At 67.9% G+C, this 17,064-nt stretch carries 16 protein-coding genes and 1 pseudogene; 6 read left to right on the top strand and 11 right to left on the bottom strand.

Annotated elements, in window-relative coordinates; all coding sequences use genetic code 11:
* Window positions 1-39 precede the first annotated feature (39 nt).
* From GUY61_RS20125 to GUY61_RS20115, 4 genes are all read right to left on the bottom strand, one after another.
* Window positions 40-768 (bottom strand): DUF2637 domain-containing protein, encoded by a 729-nt coding sequence (locus tag GUY61_RS20125; RefSeq protein WP_166631599.1) that lies wholly within the window; start codon window positions 766-768, stop codon window positions 40-42.
* 49 nt (window positions 769-817) lie between these two features.
* On the bottom strand, window positions 818-2,239 hold the full coding sequence (locus GUY61_RS20120) for an FtsK/SpoIIIE domain-containing protein (RefSeq protein ID WP_166631598.1): 1,422 nt from the start codon (window positions 2,237-2,239) through the stop codon (window positions 818-820).
* Entirely contained in the window at window positions 2,236-2,361 is a 126-nt protein-coding gene (locus GUY61_RS41225) for a hypothetical protein (protein ID WP_279576826.1), read from the bottom strand. Before GUY61_RS41225 ends, GUY61_RS20120 begins: the two co-directional genes overlap by 4 nt.
* 83 nt (window positions 2,362-2,444) lie before the next feature.
* Window positions 2,445-2,795, bottom strand: coding sequence for a hypothetical protein (locus GUY61_RS20115; protein ID WP_031104037.1), 351 nt, complete (start codon window positions 2,793-2,795; stop codon window positions 2,445-2,447).
* 170 nt (window positions 2,796-2,965) lie between these two features.
* Here GUY61_RS20115 and GUY61_RS20110 point away from each other — a divergent pair, with 170 nt between their 5' ends.
* Window positions 2,966-3,451, top strand: coding sequence for a winged helix-turn-helix domain-containing protein (locus GUY61_RS20110; protein ID WP_166631597.1), 486 nt, complete (start codon window positions 2,966-2,968; stop codon window positions 3,449-3,451).
* 891 nt (window positions 3,452-4,342) lie between these two features.
* On the opposite strand, the gene GUY61_RS20105 is transcribed toward GUY61_RS20110, so the two are convergent.
* From GUY61_RS20105 to GUY61_RS20095, 3 genes are all read right to left on the bottom strand, one after another.
* A complete protein-coding gene (locus GUY61_RS20105; protein WP_166631596.1) occupies window positions 4,343-5,185 on the bottom strand; it encodes a protein kinase in 843 nt (280 codons plus the stop codon).
* A 71-nt stretch (window positions 5,186-5,256) separates the two neighbouring features.
* A complete protein-coding gene (locus tag GUY61_RS20100; RefSeq protein WP_166631595.1) occupies window positions 5,257-5,700 on the bottom strand; it encodes a hypothetical protein in 444 nt (147 codons plus the stop codon).
* Window positions 5,701-5,908: 208 nt separating this feature from the next.
* On the bottom strand, window positions 5,909-6,151 hold the full coding sequence (locus GUY61_RS20095; RefSeq protein WP_166631594.1) for a hypothetical protein: 243 nt from the start codon (window positions 6,149-6,151) through the stop codon (window positions 5,909-5,911).
* Between the two features lie 113 nt (window positions 6,152-6,264).
* On the opposite strand from GUY61_RS20095, the pseudogene GUY61_RS20090 reads away from it, so the two are divergent.
* Window positions 6,265-7,570, top strand: a pseudogene (locus GUY61_RS20090) (hypothetical protein).
* Here GUY61_RS20090 and GUY61_RS20085 read toward each other — a convergent pair.
* Window positions 7,548-8,081, bottom strand: coding sequence for an NUDIX hydrolase (locus GUY61_RS20085; protein WP_166631593.1), 534 nt, complete (start codon window positions 8,079-8,081; stop codon window positions 7,548-7,550). The pseudogene GUY61_RS20090 and the gene GUY61_RS20085 overlap by 23 nt on opposite strands.
* 445 nt (window positions 8,082-8,526) lie before the next feature.
* Here GUY61_RS20085 and GUY61_RS20080 point away from each other — a divergent pair, with 445 nt between their 5' ends.
* Window positions 8,527-10,776: a protein kinase domain-containing protein gene (locus GUY61_RS20080; protein ID WP_166631592.1), complete on the top strand. Its 2,250-nt coding sequence runs from the start codon at window positions 8,527-8,529 to the stop codon at window positions 10,774-10,776.
* A 403-nt stretch (window positions 10,777-11,179) separates the two neighbouring features.
* On the opposite strand, the gene GUY61_RS20075 is transcribed toward GUY61_RS20080, so the two are convergent.
* Complete coding sequence (locus GUY61_RS20075; protein ID WP_243766600.1) at window positions 11,180-11,587, bottom strand: tyrosine-type recombinase/integrase; 408 nt, start codon at window positions 11,585-11,587, stop codon at window positions 11,180-11,182.
* A 318-nt stretch (window positions 11,588-11,905) separates the two neighbouring features.
* Between GUY61_RS20075 and GUY61_RS41885 the strand changes: the two genes are divergently transcribed.
* A complete protein-coding gene (locus GUY61_RS41885; protein ID WP_398956184.1) occupies window positions 11,906-13,138 on the top strand; it encodes an FAD-dependent oxidoreductase in 1,233 nt (410 codons plus the stop codon).
* A 132-nt stretch (window positions 13,139-13,270) separates the two neighbouring features.
* Window positions 13,271-13,699, top strand: coding sequence for an FAD-dependent oxidoreductase (locus GUY61_RS20065; RefSeq protein ID WP_166631590.1), 429 nt, complete (start codon window positions 13,271-13,273; stop codon window positions 13,697-13,699).
* An 88-nt stretch (window positions 13,700-13,787) separates the two neighbouring features.
* On the opposite strand, the gene GUY61_RS20060 is transcribed toward GUY61_RS20065, so the two are convergent.
* Window positions 13,788-14,819, bottom strand: coding sequence for a helix-turn-helix domain-containing protein (locus GUY61_RS20060; protein ID WP_166631589.1), 1,032 nt, complete (start codon window positions 14,817-14,819; stop codon window positions 13,788-13,790).
* 101 nt (window positions 14,820-14,920) lie between these two features.
* Between GUY61_RS20060 and GUY61_RS20055 the strand changes: the two genes are divergently transcribed.
* Entirely contained in the window at window positions 14,921-15,955 is a 1,035-nt protein-coding gene (locus GUY61_RS20055; RefSeq protein WP_166631588.1) for a trans-acting enoyl reductase family protein, read from the top strand.
* 263 nt (window positions 15,956-16,218) lie between these two features.
* Here GUY61_RS20055 and GUY61_RS20050 read toward each other — a convergent pair whose 3' ends face one another.
* Window positions 16,219-16,836, bottom strand: coding sequence for a hypothetical protein (locus tag GUY61_RS20050; protein WP_166631587.1), 618 nt, complete (start codon window positions 16,834-16,836; stop codon window positions 16,219-16,221).
* Window positions 16,837-17,064: the final 228 nt, after the last annotated feature.

Below are 17,064 nucleotides of genomic sequence, written 5' to 3'. Positions count from 1 at the left end.
GGGTGGGAGGTGCCGGAAAGGCCGGCGGTGGGTGCGGCCCTACAGGGCGGCGTGGAGGGCGGTGGCCATGGGCAGGCCGATGCCGAGTCGCGTCTTCAGCTGGGCCGGAGTAATCGCTGCTCCATGTTCGACGTGGTGGGACGCGGCGATGGAGCGCGCTTCGGTCAGCAGCGGCTCGGGCACCTTGAGCGCGGGTGGTGCGGGAGCCGGGGTGACGCGCGGAGCTACCGGGGCCGGGGTCGGGACTGGGTCCGGCGCGACGGGCGGGGCCGGATCGGTGAGCGGTGCGGCAGCGGGGGCATGGGGCACGGTCGTTTCGGGCGCCGGTTCGGTCTCTTCTGCTTCGGGGGCCGGGTCGGCGGGGCAGGTGACGGTGTGGAAGGCGCGCAGGAGTTGCGGGCCGACCGCGCCCCAGCCGAGCAGGAGCAGGGGAGCCACGGCGTCCACGGCTGCCCGGCCGTAGTGCCCGGCGGCGATGGGTTCGGCGACGTTGAGGGCCAGCGTCAGCAGCCCGGAGAAGTGCATCAGCCGGGTGGCGGCCGTCATCTGTTCGGCGGGCAGGCCGCGCAAGGAGAGGTAGCGCAGGGCGACCAACAGGCCGACCACGGAGAGATCCACCATCGGGGCGATGAGCGGTGCGATCGGTGACGGGACGCCCAAGCGGAGGGCGAGAGACCAGACGTTGCCGAAGGAGAAGACGAACGCCAGCACGGCGATGACGATCATCACGGCGGTGATGGTGCGCTGAGTGATCCGGTCCTCTGTCAAGGAATTCACCTCCCTTCGGTGCTGTGTCACGGGGCGGAGATAAAAGGGGTCAAGCGGCGTCGACGGCGGGTTTCTCCAGGTCGATGTCCTTGTCCCACATGCGCGGGCCCAAGAAGGCTTCGAGGAGCGCGGAGGGGTCGGCGGTCAGGTGAGCGGTGCTGTCGGCGATTCGGGCTGTGTCGGCGTCGGAGACGTACGGGGTGCGGATGCGGGTAAAGCCGGGCTGCGACTGGTGATTCATCGCGGCGACGCCGACGTAGGTCGGGTCCTGGAGGTTGATTGGGTTGGCATCGGGCCACTCCCGGATCTCCTCGCCCAGCGCGGCGACAGCGGCCTCAGCCGTCTTCTGCGCGAAGCTCAGGCCCACGGGGCACACGTCACGGATGAAGGTCGGGATCGCATCGCCGGTGGACTTCTGGGTGGCGAGGATGACGAGCATCCCCACCGAACGGCCCTTCTTCACCAGGTCCTCGACGAGCCGGGCGTTCTCCGCAGCGAGAGCGGCGAGCTTCTTGGTCTTCGGGTCGCTGCCCTTGTGGTCGCGGAAGTACGTGTGTGCTTCATCGATGACCAGCACGACCAGCGGCCAGTTCTCCGACGGACCCACATCCCACATGGACTTCACACCGAGCGCCTTGCGTACCCAGGCCGACCGGAGGCGCCGCAGTTCCACCAGGTCCCGGAACAGCTTGTTGGCTTCTTCCAGGTCGTCCCCGACGAAGGCGAACATGCGCTGCACCCAGTCGGCATAGTCACCTTCGTGTGCGGCGGACACCTTGCCGTCCGCGCAGGCGAACTGCACGCAGGGGGAAGGCGCCCAGTCCGTGAGAAGCCGGTTGATCAGGCTCGTCTTACCGAAGCCTGGGAGGCCGGCCACGGTCACTCCGGGCACCTGTGTGAGGTCTACCGAGACCGGCTGTGCGTACTCGTCCAAGCCCAAGTCCCACCGGGCCGTCTCATCCGGCATGTCCCCCGTGGGTCGGTGCTCTGTGGGGAACTTGAGCGGATCGAGCCGCACGCCCCGGATGACGACCTGTCCGGGCTTGTCCTGTGTGATCGCGACCCGCGTGCACTTCCAGGCGTCGGCCAGATGCGGGGCCGCCTCTTGGAACTGCTCCAGGCCCACGCCGGGCAGGCAACTCGCCCGCGCGATCACGCCGTATGCGTCATGCGTGACCTTGAGGGCCGGGATGAGGACGCGAGGTTTGATCGGCTTGCCGTCGGTGTTCGCCAGCGACGCGAGCGGGGTCGGAGTCTTGTCCGTGGCCGCCAGCTTGAGCATCGGCGCGAGCCGCTTCCAGCCCCACCGCACGCGGACGGCTTGCCGGATGGACTGCCGGGTCATGGCGTCGGCGCGCAGGTAGCGGATCACCCACCACACCGCCCACCCGACGAGCACCACCAGCGCCAGGTCGACCACCAGGGAGCCGTAGTGGAAGGCCCCCTCTGCCGGGTCGTTCGGACCGTTCATATGTCCCGCTCCAGAGGGTTGTAGAGGAAGGCCGCTAGGGCCGATTCGAGAGCCGTCCGGTCGGCCGAGGCGTCGAGACGGGGATAGCCGTAGCCGACGAGCACGCCCGCTACCGAGGTCACGAGGGACTCGGTAAACCGGGCATCCGGCCCGGCGTGAGGCAACGGGTAGTTGCGCTCAGTGCCGGACCGGGGAGCCGTGCCGCTCACGCCGCTTCAGCAGCCGGGGCCATCAGGTCCAGCCGGTCCGCGCGGTAAGCGATGCCGTCCGAGAGCGAGCCATTGAAGATTCGCGCCCAAGGGGTGGCGAACAGCTCCACCGGCATGACCGGGACACCGGGCTTGAGGCCGTCAGGAAGACCGGTCTCCGGGACGGTGATCTTCAGTGCCTCGGCGCGTCCCTCCTCCATGAAGAAGAGGGTGATCGTGTAGAGCTTCGCGCCGGTCTCACGGTCGGTGGCGAACTGCGTCTTCTCCTGGTCCGCGTACTTCGGCACCGGCAGGGTTCCGACCATGAACGACGAGGTGGGAAGCAGGCCAACACGGATGCGTGCCATGGAAGTTGGTTCCTTTCGGTTGCGCTCCGCCAGGCGGCGGGGCGTGATCACCATTGAACATAGCTGACCTAGCACTGTCAAGTGTGTGTGGTGAGCTAGGTGTCAGCTGACATAGGCCACCTACGTCAGTGGGGTGTGCTAGGGGTGCTAAGGATCGCTACTCTTGGGCCATGAGCCCCGCGCCAGAGAGCAAGCAGGACCGTCGGCCGCCGTATCAGCACGCTGCCGACGAGCTTCGGCGCGACATCTTGCAGGGGCGGATCAAGCCGGGCGAGCAGATGCCGTCCATTCGCGAGCTACAGGAACGCTTTGGCGTGGCCAACATGACCGCGAGGGGCGCGCTCAACGTGCTGCGCGACGAGGGCCTGATCTACACGATCCACGGGCGGGGTAGCTTCGTGGCTGACCATGACGCAGCCGGCGAGTTCTCGGTGGGCTACACCCCGCCAGCCTGGTACCTCGCCAACAGGGACAAGACGCCTCCGCAGGCAGAACAGACGGAGGGAAGCCCCGACGGCTCCGAAGCCACCGGGGACACCCTCACTGAAATGCTCACTGCTCTACGTGACGAGCTTCGTGCCCTCAGCGCTGAGCATCAGGAACTGCGACGTGAGGTCGAGGAGCTGAAGTCTCAGCAATCGAAGTCCCAGTCTTGAGCTGAGCCACTTCCTCACGCAGTGCTCTGGTCTCCTTGCTAAGGCGACCGACCATGGCCCGCATCTCTTGGATCAGCGCGGCCACTTGATCCGCGTCTTCGACGTGAATGCTGGTCAACCCCATCTCGTAGTCCGCTATGTGCTTGGCCATGTCTCCCGCCTGCAGCCCGTGCCGTCGATGCGTTTCACGCTGCCGCGCTTCCTTCCATCGCTGAGCGCCTCCACGGCGTTGAGCGGCTCTTTCGCTGATCTGCCATCGCCCTGCCCTGCGGAGCTGTTCAAAGTTTCTTTACTGGATCAAGGCGGCCCGCCTACGGCGGGCCGCGCGCGCTGGCGGCCCGTGGCCGCCGCCGCTCCATGTCTCCGCCACCGCTCCGGCGGCCCCCGGCCGCTCAGCGCGCAACCGCCAAGAGGGACAACCAGACCGGGCAGCAACGCGCCCACTCCGAGAACCGGAAGCAGGCTGGGACGCGTCAAGCGCGACTACGCCACCAGGCCGCCCACAGGCCACGTCCGCACGGCCGATGGAGCCGCGGGCCATGTCGGCAACGCTCATGCACGTTCGAGGGCCAGGCCGTGCCGATTGGAAGAGGCGTGGCTGAGGCCGGCGAGTGGTTGCTGGAAGCACACGTGGCGGGTGCTTGTTCGGCTCGCCCGCCGTCGTGGCTGACTTTCGGTGGCTCAGGTCAAGGCCCTTTCCTCGTTGGACATCATGAAGCCGAGGGACTGCACCCGAATCCGAGCACGCCAACTGCCCCGGCTACCATCGGCACCGGGGTCCTGAACAGGGCTTCCGCGACCGGACCACCCGGAATGCTGTCCAGGCTGAGGGGTGGTCCGGTCTCTAGTTGTTGGTCCTGGCTGAGCGAGCGCCGCCGGGCGAACCGAGTTCTAGAGGGGGCTCAGGGCCTTGCCCACCTCGTAGATGGTGGGCCGGTCCTCGGGAGCATGGCTGAGCATCGCCTCGATCAACTCGCCCAGCTCACCTGGTGCCTTGACGAGGCGGCGTCTGCCGTTGGCCACAGCCTGTCTCTGTACCGGGCGTGGAGCGTCGTCCGGATACTCGACAGCCCGCCAGCCGGTGGCCGAGATGAGCAGGGACGCTCCAAGGGCATAGACGTCTGCCTCTGGGGTGGGCTCGGCTTCCCCAGTGGCGAGCACACTGCGCGCGATCTCCGGGGCCTCGTAGTGGACGAGGCAACCGCGGAACGGGAAGTCGTACCCGTCGGGGACGTGTCCGCCCCGGGCCAGAGCCAGATCGATCAGATGCGTCCGCTCCGGCCCGATGATGAAGTGGGCGGGCTGCACATCGCCGTGGGCCCAACCCTTGGCGTGCAGCTCGGCCAGCACCTCCACACAGCCCAGTGCCACGCTGGCGTGTGGAACGACGGACGAGCCTTCGGCACGGCAGGGATCCCACAGCCGGTACAGGTCGGGCCCCTCATGCCATGGCTGAAAGTTCCACGTCCCGCGCTCCCATTCTCCGTAGGCGAAGTCGTCGAAGCCGAGGCGATGCAGTACGGCACCCTCACGTGCGGGCGCGAGGGCGGTCCAGGGCTGGGCAGGCCAGTCGGCCGTAGCCTCGATGGGATAGCCGACCTTGACGGCGTAGTGACCTCGATGGCTCTGCACCTCCCAGACCATGGAGCCCCGGCGGTTCAGGACCAAGCGCTGAGACGTGGGCATCAGGGCGTCGAGCACCACGATCGGCAGTTCAGAGGGTGAGCCGGACAACGTCAGTTCTCCTTCCGGGCGAACGCGGCCGACCACGAGTCGAGGCCGGCCGCGCCGCTGCTGTCGTGTTGCTACGCCTGGCCGTACGGGCGGCCGCAGTCGGCATCGCACTGGGCCAGGTTCGCGCCGTCCACCGTCCACAGGTCGTCGAAGACCATGAAGCCCACAGTCTTCATGGCGCGCGCCGAAGCGGCGACCTGCTCCGGATCACGGGCCCCACCACCGGGCTTGGGGTTGTGGTGCAGGAAGCGGCCCGCGTACCGGTCGCACAGCTCGGTGTACTCCTTCGTGTGCAGGATGAGCGCGTGAAGGCCCAGGTCCACGTCGTCCGACGGGACCATGGGGACGGTGGCGGTGGCCGCGGTGACCAAGAAGGCCACCGCCTGGTCCGCGATGCGCTCGGCACGCTCGGGTGTCTGGTCGTTGTGGACGACCACGAAGTGGGCGAGGCTCTGGAACAGCTCCTCACCTGCCACCGCGCGGCCGGTCCTCTGGTCGTTCGCCGTTGCCGTCATGCGAGTACTCCCTCTCTGGGTAGTGGAGCGTGGCACTTACGGGGTTGGGAGGCCGCCCCGAACGGGGGTGGGGGAACCGGGGTATGAACACCCCGTCCGGGGCGGCCGGTCTACTGGCCGACAGCGAGAGCCATGCCGATCACCAGGCCACACGACCCGCTGATCATGATGATGAAGAGGACTCCCGCGTATCGGCCGATGGCGCGCATCACAGACCGTCCCTGCTGTTGCCGTTTCTGATGGCCAGGCGTGCGCTCAGTTCCTCCCGTGCACTGGGCCGCACCACCTTGTCCGGCATGGCGTCCCACTCTCGACCGCCGCCGATGGGCCGTATCTGCACTCGGCCGCCGAGCTCACCCATGACGATGCCGGTACGTCCCTTGGCGGTGTCCTTCGCCAGTTCACCGATGCCTGGTCTGGTCTGCTGGTTGCTCGCCATGCAAGGGAGCATCGCGATAGGAGGGCCGTCGCTAAAAGGTCAGGCTGATTACCCAACTTGGGTAACATCGCGGGAAGTAGAGAACCAGCGACGTTGCGTAGCCCTCGCAGTGTGGGAGCATGCCGATGCCAGAGCCGGACCGGCCGCAGGAACTGCCGGCCAGGCTGCTCACCGATCCCGAGATGATCGATGCGTGTCGGGTCCGGGACTTCGCCAGAGTCTTCCGACTGGTGAAGGTCAGGGCGGGGATCTACCCGTCGATGATCGCCCGGCGTTGTGACCTGACGCCGAGCCGCGTGGGCGAAGTCATCGCTGGTCGACGTCACTTGCAGCACATGGACGTCATTGAGCGAATCTCGGACGGCTTGCGCATCCCAGGAGACATGCTCGGGCTTGCCCGCCGAGCGCGAGGCGCCCCAGATGTCGGAGCCGGAGCAGCAGGCCCCCGCGTCTCTGCCAGGTCCCGATGTGGACAGCATCTTGGCGCTGGCCACGCGAACCAGTCTGAACAAGGCCACGCTTGAAGCTTTCCGCTCTTCGATCGAGGACTACTGGCGACGGGACGACCAGCACGGTGGCGAAGCACTGCGGCCCGCCATCGTCGGCCAGCTCCGTTATGTCGTCGGACTTTTGAAGGAGAGCCGACCGCCGTCGATCCAGAACGGGCTGTACGGCATCGCGGCCGAGCTGGCCCGCCTGACCGGCTGGACCTACTTCGACGCCCGGCAGTACAACCAGGCCCGCGCGTACTTCACCGAGGCCCTGCAACTGGCGAAGGAGATCGACGACCGCCAGTTCATGGCCAACGTCCTCGCCTGCATGAGCTTGCAGGCGACCTACCAGGACAAGCCCGCGGACTCATTGGCACTCGTGACCGCCGCCCAGGACCAGGCACGGTCAGCACTCGGCAGCACGCCGCGCGTCATGTCGATGCTGGCCATGCGGGAAGCTTTCGCCCACGCCACCCTCGGCAACCGTGATGACACCCACCGGGCGATCGGAGAAGCACACAGCCATTTCGAGCGGATCGGGGCGAGCGATCCGGACCCCTCCTGGGTGACCTACTTCGACGAGCCGAAGCTCATCGTGGACACGGGCATTGCCCACGGCCGCCTGGGCGAAGCGGCGACCGCCGAACCATTAATCGCAGACGCCCTGCGGCGGGAGGACCACACCAACCAGCGAGGCCGCGCCTTCCACTCGTTCTGGCTGGCCCGTACGCAGCTGGACCAGGGCAAGCTTGACCAGGCGTGCCACACCGCCACGCAAGCCCTGGAGCCCGCGTCAGCGGTGGCCTCCGAGCGTGTGTCAGGGCACCTCAGGGAGTTCTACGACCAGTTGGCCCCACATAGGCAGGAGCCCGTAGCCCTTGCCTTCGAGGCGCGGCTACGGGAACTCCTCCCGCCAGTCAGCGGATCGCTTCATCCATGAGCAGGTAGAGCAGGCCGACGAGCGATCCACTACTCACGACCTCGCGGCGGTCTATCATCCCGCGCACCTCTGAGAGAGGGATCCACTCGATGCGGTCGGATTCGTTCTTCTCCGTGGGCGGACCGGCGTAGGTGGCGCCGTCGATGCGGAAGACGTGGTGCTGCGAGTCGGTGATGCCGTTGGCCGGCTCGGCGTAGATCAGGGGCTTGACGGGGCCGGGGCGGTAACCGGTCTCTTCCAGGACCTCGCGGGCAGCGGCTTCCTCCGGCGTCTCGCCGTCCTCGACCAAGCCCATGGGCAGCTCCCAGGCCCACGAGTTGGTGATGAAGCGGTGTCGCCACATCATCAGGACCTCTTGACGCTCGTTGACCACGGCCGCAACGGCCAGGTGCCGGAGGCGGACGACGTGGTACTCCCACCTGCGTCCGTCAGGCTGCTGGACGTCGACCAGACATAGATTCACCCACTTGTTGGTGTAGACCTGTCGCTCACCGTGGGTCTTCCACTCCATACCTGCGGCCCCTCTCGATCGGTGTCCAGGATCTCAGACCGGTCGGGGCGAGGGCGCATGATCTAAGCTTTTCACGTCACCTTGACGAAATGTGCTACCGAGGCACCTGCCCAGGGCTGAGCGTCAGGTGGGCGAACTCACGAGTGAGGACAGCTACGGTGATGTCTTACGGGGGCGTCGCTGCCTGCTGGTTGGTCTCTGTTCGATCTGGCCACCTATGGTGCACGCCTTAGGTGTTGAGCACTTGGCGCCGGTGGTGCCTCCGCGCTCCACTGCACTTCATCACTCTTGCCTTGCAGTCGCTTGAAGGTGATTAGGCTAGCTGTCCTTCGAAGCCGCGTGGAGAGCGTGTGGTGGGGGAGGGCGGGGCCGCCCGCGGTGCTGCAAGGCACTGCTGACATTGGCATGGGCCGCGTCCGGCTATGTGCATAAGGGGGCACAGGGGATGGACAGTGGGCAGGAGCAACTCGGAGAACGCGTATTGGCGCAGGCTGCCGCGATCTTCTCTACTCGTTCCGACGTTGGTGCGGCGGAATTGCTGCGCGCGGTTGAGAGGCTGGAGTTCGAACAGACGGAGGACGTATACACGACCAGTACCAATTGGCAGGACTACTACTGGGCTGCGGTTTTCTATATCGACGCGGTGGACTTTCCCAGCTTCGGTGACGAGGTTCTAGACCACTTGCTGCCAACAATTGCTGAAGTAGCCAGTCAGAACGGTAGGTCCGCCATCGACCGGATTTTGGTCAAACCGGCACTTCCACCCCCAAATGAGAACTGGCGGCAAGCGCTGGAGGCCGATCGGGTGCCGGCACTCCTCCAACCGCACGACGTTCGGGCGGTCGAAGGTAAACGGACTCGTATTACCGAGGTCACGCGTATGCGGCTATTCGACACCCTTCGTCTGCGTAACGTGGACTGGTCTGGCAGGCTAGAGGAAGTAGATTTCCTCAAGCGCATCTTCAACCTGGATGCTTTCGAAAGCTATGATTCTCGGTACAAGACAGCCGAAGGTGACATCTACCAGCATCGCGTAAACAATTACGATTGGGAAGCGGACTGGGTATTCGCCGATGAGCGCTTTGGGCTGAGTCGCGGGCCTGATGTCGTCCTCCTGCGTTTCCTCTCCGAAATGCTGCACCCTGTCGTGCGGACTGACTCGGAAGAGTCGCGGGAGTTGCTAGAGTTGTTCAACTCCTTGCTAGCTCGGGACGGTTACGGGATCGTACCCGTCGACTCAATTAGCGGGTACCCCATCTACGGCGGGCGCCGCATTCCGGTCCAGGCGCGACCCATGATCGTGGCTCCATCCCAGCTGACGTCCAGTCGTGTGTCTACCACCGAGGGAGGTGTTTCGAATCCCTACGACCTGGTGCGTGCTCAAGCCCGGGGCGAGCGAAAGGACTATCGTCTCGATCGACTTCCCATGGAAGAGGGCGGGCAAGCCCAGGTTTTCCGGGCCGTGCACAAATCGACGGGGGTCGAAGTCGCCTTTAAGCGTCGAAGTTCAGAGCGGGAAACGCCTGCGGCACGTATGCGACGGGAGATCGAGATTTCCCAGCTCCTCGGTCGGCATCAGCACTACATGCCCATCCTCGACTCCAACCCACAAGACGGCTGGCTTGTGATGCCGATGGCGCAGGCAACTGCGGAGGATCGACGTAATGACCTCAAGGACCCTGTCCAGCTACGGGCCGTAGTCGAGGCCCTGATGGACGTGCTGGAGCTTGCTCATGCTCACGACTGGCTCCATCGCGACGTCAAACCGTCCAATATCTTGCTCCTGGACAGTCAATGGACCCTTGCCGACTGGGGGATCGTCCGGCGGCCGAGAGGACAGACCACGAAAGCCGGGCGTACACGCTTCGAGATCGGCACGGAGGGATTCGCCGCACCGGAACTCTTTGTCGCTGCGCACGAAGCAACACCAGCGGCCGACATCTATGGCATTGGACGCGTCATTGGTTGGGCGTTGACGGGCAAGTATCCGCAGATGAACATCCAGCTACTGCCGGACCCAGGACCGTGGAGGAACATCACTCGGGTTGCTACCTACCACGACCCCCAGCAGAGGCCACAGAGCATCCAGGATCTTCGCGAATTGATTAACCGCGAGCTAACTGAACCAGCGGAACCACCGACCGAGCGGGCGAAGCGGTTGTGGGAGCGGACTCGCGCTGGTGATCCGGCAGCCGTTACTTCCCTGCTCGAACTGATCACAGACCACCCCGAAGACTACGATCTGTACCTTCACACGCTTACGGGGCTCTCGGCAGAACAGGCCGGCCCCTGGCTGTCCCGTAATCCCCAGGGGAGCGATCGCCTGCTCAAGGCCATGGCTGCACACGCCACGAGCCGAAATGCACGACGGGTCCAGTTCAGTGAAGCTGCCCGAGCTGCCGAATGGCTCCACGCTGTAGCCACTTTCGCTGCGGCGAAGGAGGACTGGGATCTTCTCGACGAAGCTGCACGCACGATGTGTATCTGGGACGCTGCGTGGGACCAGTGGAATGCACAAGACCGAATCGCCCCGTGGCTGCGCTCTCTGTCGGGACAGGCAGCCCAACTTGTGGCTGCGGTCTTGCGCGATCACCCGCGCTCCGCGCGGCACTTTTCCGGCTTGGCACAAGACGGAACCGTGGATGTGGGGATCCGCCGAGCGATTCGTGTAGCGATCGAGACGCAGCAGCCCTAGAGGGTCGGACACACTTGGAGCAGTTCCGACTTGGTCCCCCTTGGGTGTTGCGCGACAAGTCGTCAGAGTAGTGGCCGCTCAGCACCCTCTTCCACGGCCCGCGGGCACGAAGCGTCCCGCGAGCGCAGCCTGGCCGGGCCCGCGCAACGAGGTGGGCGATGCAAGCTGCGCAGGCGGATTACGCGGGCTGCTGGGGCCGGGCACCCCGGCGGTGGTGTGGTGGCATCAGTGTGACGGCAGCTCTGACGGCAACGACGGCACACGTTCTCCTTCGCTCGCCAACGTGGGCGATAGCAACCAGGTGCAGCAGGCAGCGGACGCCGCGTCTTGCCCGATCCTACGGATCAGAAGGTTGCAGGTTCGAATCCTGCCGAGTGCACAGCAGGTCAAAGCCCCCTCGGGATCATCCCGCAGGGGGCTTTGCCGTGCCGTACAGCAGTGAAGTGCAGCGACCGTCCTCACCCGCACCGTCCATGGCGTCGGACGGCTTGCCCGGGGCCGTGCGGACTTCCTCGTCGCTCGCCGCCGCGTAGACCTCCATCGTCATGGCGATCTGTGAGTGGCGGAGGATGCGTTGCGCCACCTTCGGGTGGACGCCGAGGGCGACCAGGGGCGGGCTGCACGCGTGCCGGGTGTTCCGCAGCGGAATGACCCGGAGGCCGGCACGGCGGGTGCGCAGCGCGAACATCCGGCGGGTGAGGTTGCCCGGCTCGATCGGGGTCCCGCTCTTCGTGGTGAAGATCGGACCGTGGCTGTCCTGCCAGAGCTCCCCGGCCGCTTTGCGGTCGCCGGGCTGCTGGGCACGGCGCACGCGGAGGGCCCCTGGGACAGAGGGCGGGGAGGGGCGAGGAAGTCGTCGGACTCCTCCGCCTTCGTCTCCCGATGTGAGATGTCGGTGCTCAGCCCGGCCGTCTGCGGGACCGCCCACGTTGCAGCGCCGAAGATCCGCGCGAGGGCACGTGATGGTCTCGTGATCACGAGCGGCCGAAGTTCCCAGAGCTTGCCGAGCTTCGGCTCATCTCTCCCCTCGGTTGTACTGCCCCGGAGCACGCACTCCTGACCACCCTTCAGTGCGCATCGAAGATCGCGGCACCTTGGAGTCTCCGCAGCCCAGAAGCGGGCGCAGATCATGAGTTCGAGGGCATCGCATCCGCCAACGTCGGAGCCGGTCTCGGCGTTGCCGGCACCGAGTGGATGGAGTTCACCATCACTGATCGCCATGAGGACTCGCCAACGGCCTGCGCCTGACAACCGGTCGTCGCGGGGCAGTCGGCCTGGCAGGGATCGTCCAATTCAGCCTGGTCCACAGCCGCTCAGGGGAGATTCGAAGGCGACACGCCGGGTGAGTGGCCGACCTCGTGCGCACGCTGGTGAACGGCTGCCCGGCCCGGAAGCCGAGCACAGCAGCATGCTGAAGAGGCTTCGGCGGCGTCGCCGTCCCCTCGACCTGCGTCTGTTCGAGTGCAGCGAGCGCATCGGCGGCCGCCTCTTCTCGGTGACACCCCCCGACATGCCGCACCTGCACGCCGAGCTCGGCGGGATGCGCTGTCTGGACGACCAGCCAGTCGTGGCCGACCTTGTTGACCATCTCGGGCTGCCGACGGCCCTATTCCCGGTCGACGAGCCGCAGAACCTTGTCCACCTGCGCCAGCGCCGCTTCCTCCAGTCCCAGTGGGACGACCCGCAGGTCGTGCCCTACGACCTGCCGGCCGCGATCCGGGGCATGACGCCTGACGAAGCGCGCTGTCGGTCATCGAGCGCTTCGTCCCCGGCGCCTCCACCATGGACCACCAGGCGTGGGACAAGATCAAGCCGACAGCGGCGGCCAACGGCCGGCACCTCTACGACATCGGGTTCCGGAACCCGCTGCTCGACGCGGTCGGGCAAGAGGGCCGGTCGTTCCTCCACGACGGCTTCGGCTACGGCTCGGTCGTGGCCAACGTCAACAGCATCGAGGCCGTGGAGGCGTCGGTGGCGGACTTCGTCGGCTCCGCCGCGCCGCAGTACCGGTACCTGCCCGACGGCTACCAGACCATGCCCGAGGAACTCGTCCGGCGGTTCGAGGCGGAGGGCGGGAGGGTCCATCTCCACCACCAGGTACGCCGGATCGACCGGGGCACGGCCGACGGGGAGGAGGTGCTGGTCCTCGGCCTCACCGTCCGGCCCGGGGGCCGACCGCTCAGGATCCGGGCGCGCCACGTCGTCCTGGCGATGCCCCAACGCTCGATCGAGCTGCTGGACCCGGACAGCTTCCTCTTCACCAGCGACCAGTTCCTGTCCGACCTCGGCTCCGTCATCCCGAGGCCGGCCTCCAAGCTCTTCCTCGGCTACAACCGGCCGTGGTGGCAGGACATCGGTCTGAAGTCGGGCCGCTCGGTGACGGACCTGCCGCTGCGGCAGACCTACTACCGGGGCATCGAGGGGGGAACAGCCCGGGGCCGATCCCGCCAACCGCAACGCGCTGCTCCTGGCGTCCTACAACGACCTGAGCGACGTGGAGTTCTGGAACGAGCTGCTGACACGGCCGGACCGGCTCGCCCCGGTGGCGGTGACCCGGCCGCCGCGGCCGGTGGACGCGGCGGCGCCGGGAACGCTGGTCGAGGAGGCGCAGCGCCAGCTGCGCGAGCTGCACGGACCCGACGCGCGCATCCCCGAGCCGACGTCGGCGTACTTCCAGGACTGGGTGCAGGACCCGTACGGAGCCGCGTACCACTTCTGGCAGGTGGGGGCGAAGAGCTGGGAGATCATGCCGCGGATGCGCCGTCCGCTGCCCGACGCCAGCCTGCACGTCTGCGGCTCGGCGTGGTCGACCGGGCAGGGATGGGTCTACGGCGCGCTCTCCCAGGCGGAGCTGATGCTCGAGGAGCACTTCGGCCTGCCCCGTCCGACGTGGCTCTCGCCAAGTGCCTACCTCGGCGCGTAGGCCGTCCGAGGCGGCACGTCGGCCGGCCGCACCACGGCCGCTCGTCGCGGGACTCTGCCCCGTGCCGCGTGCCGGCCGCCCGGATCTCTCAGGAGCTGTCGCCGTCGGCGCGCAGGCGGCGTGTCGACAGCGGCCGGCGCGAAGGATCCGGCCGGTGCCCGCTGTCGTTCGGCGCGGGGCGGGTCCGTGAGCGGAAGGCGCGGCGGTAGGCGTCCGGAGGCACGCCGACCGTGCGGTTGAAGTGCCGGCGCAGCGTCGTGGCGGTGCCCATGCCGGTGGCAGCCGCGATGGTGTCGATGCCGTTGTCGGTGGTCTCCAGCAACTCCTGGGCGTGACGGATCCGTTGGGTCAGCAGCCATTGCAGTGGGGTGGTGCCGGTCACGGACCTGAAGTGGCGGCCCAGGTTGCGCGAGCTCATCCGCGCCTGGCGGGCCAGGTCCTCCACGGTCAGGGGCTGGTCCAGCCGTTCGATCACCCAGGGGAACAGTCCGGCGAGCGGGTGGTTGTCCGGGGCGGGTACCGGGGTGTTGACGAACTGGGCCTGGCCGCCGTCCCGGTGCGGCGGCACGACCAGGCGGCGGGCGACCGTGTTGGCGACCGACGCACCGTGGTCGAGGCGGACGAGGTGCAGGCACAGGTCCATGGCGGCGGCTTTGCCGGCGGAGGTGAGCACGCTGCCGTTGTCCACGTAGAGGACGTCCGGGTCCACGGTCACCTGGGGGTAACGGGCGGCCAGGGCATGGGTGTGCGCCCAGTGCGTGGTCGCGCGCAGCCCGTCCAGCAGGCCGGCGGCGGCCAGCACGAAGGCGCCGGTGCAGAGTGAGGCCACGCGTGCGCCTGCCTCGTGTGCGGCACGCACCGCGTCGACGAGGTCGGCGGGTGGATCCCCGTCGATGTCGGCCAGGCCCGGGACGATCACGGTGCCGGCGCGCGGGAGCCGGTCGAGGCCGTGGTCGGGCTCCAGCCGGAACCGGCCGACCCGCGACGGCGCCGGCCCGCACACGACGACGCGGTACCAGGGACCGGCCACGTCGGCCGGCTTGGCCCCGAAGACCTCGCAGGCCAAGGACAGTTCGAAGTGCAGCATCCCGTCGGTGACGGCAAGCGCGACAGTGTCCATGTCCGGAATTGTATGGGTCATGGCGTTCCGGACACTCGTGCGGGGCATCCGCCCTCGTCAGGATGTCCGCGACGGATCACAGCGGATCGGCGGGGGGAACCATGGATCGGGACTCACGGGCGGTAACGGTGTTCGGCGCGTACGGGCACACCGGGCGGTTCGTGGTGGCGCAGTTGCGGGACCGCGGGTTCGTCCCGGTACTCTCCGGCCGCGACGCCGACAAACTGAAGGCACTGGCGGCGTCCGGCGCCGGACCGGACGCCCGGCCGGCCTCGGTCGACGACCCGGCCTCGCTCGACCGCGCGCTGGCCGGCGCTGCTGCCGTGATCAACTGCGCCGGGCCGTTCGCCACGACGGCCGCCCCCGTGATCGAGGCGGCGCTGCGCGCCGGGATCCCGTACTTGGACGTGGCGGCCGAGATCGAGGCCAACGTCGATACGTTCACGCACTTCACGGACCACGCCCGGGCCGCCGGAGCCGTGATCGTCCCCGCGATGGCCTTCTACGGCGGCCTCGGCGACCTGCTGACCACCGCCGCGATGGGCGACTGGACGGCGGCCGACGAGGTCCACATCGCGTACGGGCTGAGTGGTTGGCACCCCACCGCGGGGACGCGTGAAGCGGGCGCGGTGTCCCGGCGGCGGAGGGGCGGCCGTCGCGTCCGCCACACGAACGGGCGGCTGGAGTACCACCATGACGACCCGCCGACGCTGGAGTGGCCCTTCCCTCACCCGATGGGCCCCCGAACCGTCGTCGGGGAGTTCACGATGGCCGACGTCGTCACCGTTCCCAGCCACCTGGCCATCCCCGAAGTGCGCAACTACATGACGATCGAGGCAGCCAGGGACCTTTCGTCCCCGGACACCCCGGTGCCGGCCGCGACCGACCGGCACGGGCGGTCCGCGCAGACCTTCCTCGTCGACGTCGTCGTGCGCCGCGGGGACAGTGAACGGCGCGCCGTGGCGAGGGGCCGGGACATCTACGCCGTGACCGCGCCGCTCGTGGTGGAAGCGGCCGACCGCATCCTCACGGGGCGGACCAGGACGATCGGTGTCGCCTCCGCCGGCCGGATCTTCGACGCGCCCGACTTCCTCCGCGCGCTGTCCCCGCACATCTCCCTGGAACTGCGTCCTTAGCGGCCCGGTGAGCGCATGCCCGGTGAGCGCATGCCTGGTGTGCGCACGACAGGAGGGCCGGCAGCTTTCGGGGCGCGCCGGAGGTGGCGCGGACCGACGGGAACGACGTGGCCGGCCGCGCTGTCCGGCGCCTCAGCCGGTCCTCCGGTTCCGTGATGCCCGCGACGAACCGGCTCGGGACTCTGGCTGACGGCCCGTCCGGCCCCGGGCGAGCAGGCCAGGGGGACGGGCGCTCAGAGGCCGGTCGCTCAGAGGCCGGTCGCTCAGAGGTACGGCCCGGCGAGAAGCAGCCACGGGAGGCCGGCGGCGAGCGGCGTCAGGCCCAGGACCCACAGTGGCTGGTGTCGCGGGCGGCGGGTGAAGGAGAACGACAGCGCCGTCGCGCCGGCGACCAGCGCCGCGTATCCCACGTACCAGCCGCGCTCGATGGCCTCGCGTCCCCACAGACTGATGCCGGCGTCTTCCAGCTCCTCGTGGATCGCCCTCCCGGTGTACTGGTCGCCCCACGCGGCGGTCACGGACGCCGCCTGGCAGATCGCCAGGGCCGCGAGGGAGAGGAGCAGTGGCGTGGGGAGGCGTTCCTCCACCGCGTGGCGGGTGCGCCACAGCAGGTGGAGCACCACGGCGGCGATCGCCGGTGAGACGGAAGCGAGGTAGGCCGCCGTGTAGAGCTTTGTGTACGCGGCGTCCCCGAGCGACGCGGGAGGCGTGGGGCCGGTGGCCGCCGAGCCGAGTACTTCGGCGCGGTCGAGGACCTTCCAGAACTCGGGGATCACGACGAACGCGAGCAGGACCCACGCCACGGCAGCGGCGCCGAGGAGCCACCGTCTCCCCTTGACGGAGAAACGGTCGAGATCCAGCACCTGGCCCGAGGTGTCCACGAGCCGATGGTAGCCAGGGCGCGCGGGCGGCCACCGTGAGCCGGTGTCTCAGCCGGTCCTCCGATTCCGGCGCGATGTCCCGGCTGCCCGGTGGGGCCCGCGCGGTTCGGCGCAGAGGCGGCGCAGAGGCGGCGCGGGAGGAACCGCGCGGGGCGGGAGCGCGTGGTCGTACGGAACATGAGATCACCGTGCGATCCGCGGACGGAAGGGGGCCGGGCACATGGCGGG

The organism is Streptomyces sp. GC420, from assembly GCF_009916105.1.
GTDB lineage: Bacteria > Actinomycetota > Actinomycetes > Streptomycetales > Streptomycetaceae > Streptomyces.
Note: the sequence above shows the minus strand (reverse complement) of the source record. Positions and strands in the feature narration are given on the sequence as shown.

Excerpts from the sequence above, each read along its gene's own strand:
- GUY61_RS20115 (WP_031104037.1), bottom strand. The coding sequence starts at position 2,795 with ATGGCACGCATCCGTGTTGGCCTGCTTCCCACCTCGTCGTTCATGGTC.
- GUY61_RS20110 (WP_166631597.1), top strand. The coding sequence starts at position 2,966 with ATGAGCCCCGCGCCAGAGAGCAAGCAGGACCGTCGGCCGCCGTATCAG.
- GUY61_RS20085 (WP_166631593.1), bottom strand. The coding sequence starts at position 8,081 with ATGGAGTGGAAGACCCACGGTGAGCGACAGGTCTACACCAACAAGTGG.
- GUY61_RS20120 (WP_166631598.1), bottom strand. The coding sequence starts at position 2,239 with ATGAACGGTCCGAACGACCCGGCAGAGGGGGCCTTCCACTACGGCTCC.
- GUY61_RS20080 (WP_166631592.1), top strand. The coding sequence starts at position 8,527 with ATGGACAGTGGGCAGGAGCAACTCGGAGAACGCGTATTGGCGCAGGCT.
- GUY61_RS20060 (WP_166631589.1), bottom strand. The coding sequence starts at position 14,819 with ATGGACACTGTCGCGCTTGCCGTCACCGACGGGATGCTGCACTTCGAA.
- GUY61_RS20100 (WP_166631595.1), bottom strand. The coding sequence starts at position 5,700 with ATGACGGCAACGGCGAACGACCAGAGGACCGGCCGCGCGGTGGCAGGT.
- GUY61_RS20095 (WP_166631594.1), bottom strand. The coding sequence starts at position 6,151 with ATGCTCCCTTGCATGGCGAGCAACCAGCAGACCAGACCAGGCATCGGT.
- GUY61_RS41885 (WP_398956184.1), top strand. The coding sequence starts at position 11,906 with ATGAGTTCGAGGGCATCGCATCCGCCAACGTCGGAGCCGGTCTCGGCG.
- GUY61_RS20055 (WP_166631588.1), top strand. The coding sequence starts at position 14,921 with ATGGATCGGGACTCACGGGCGGTAACGGTGTTCGGCGCGTACGGGCAC.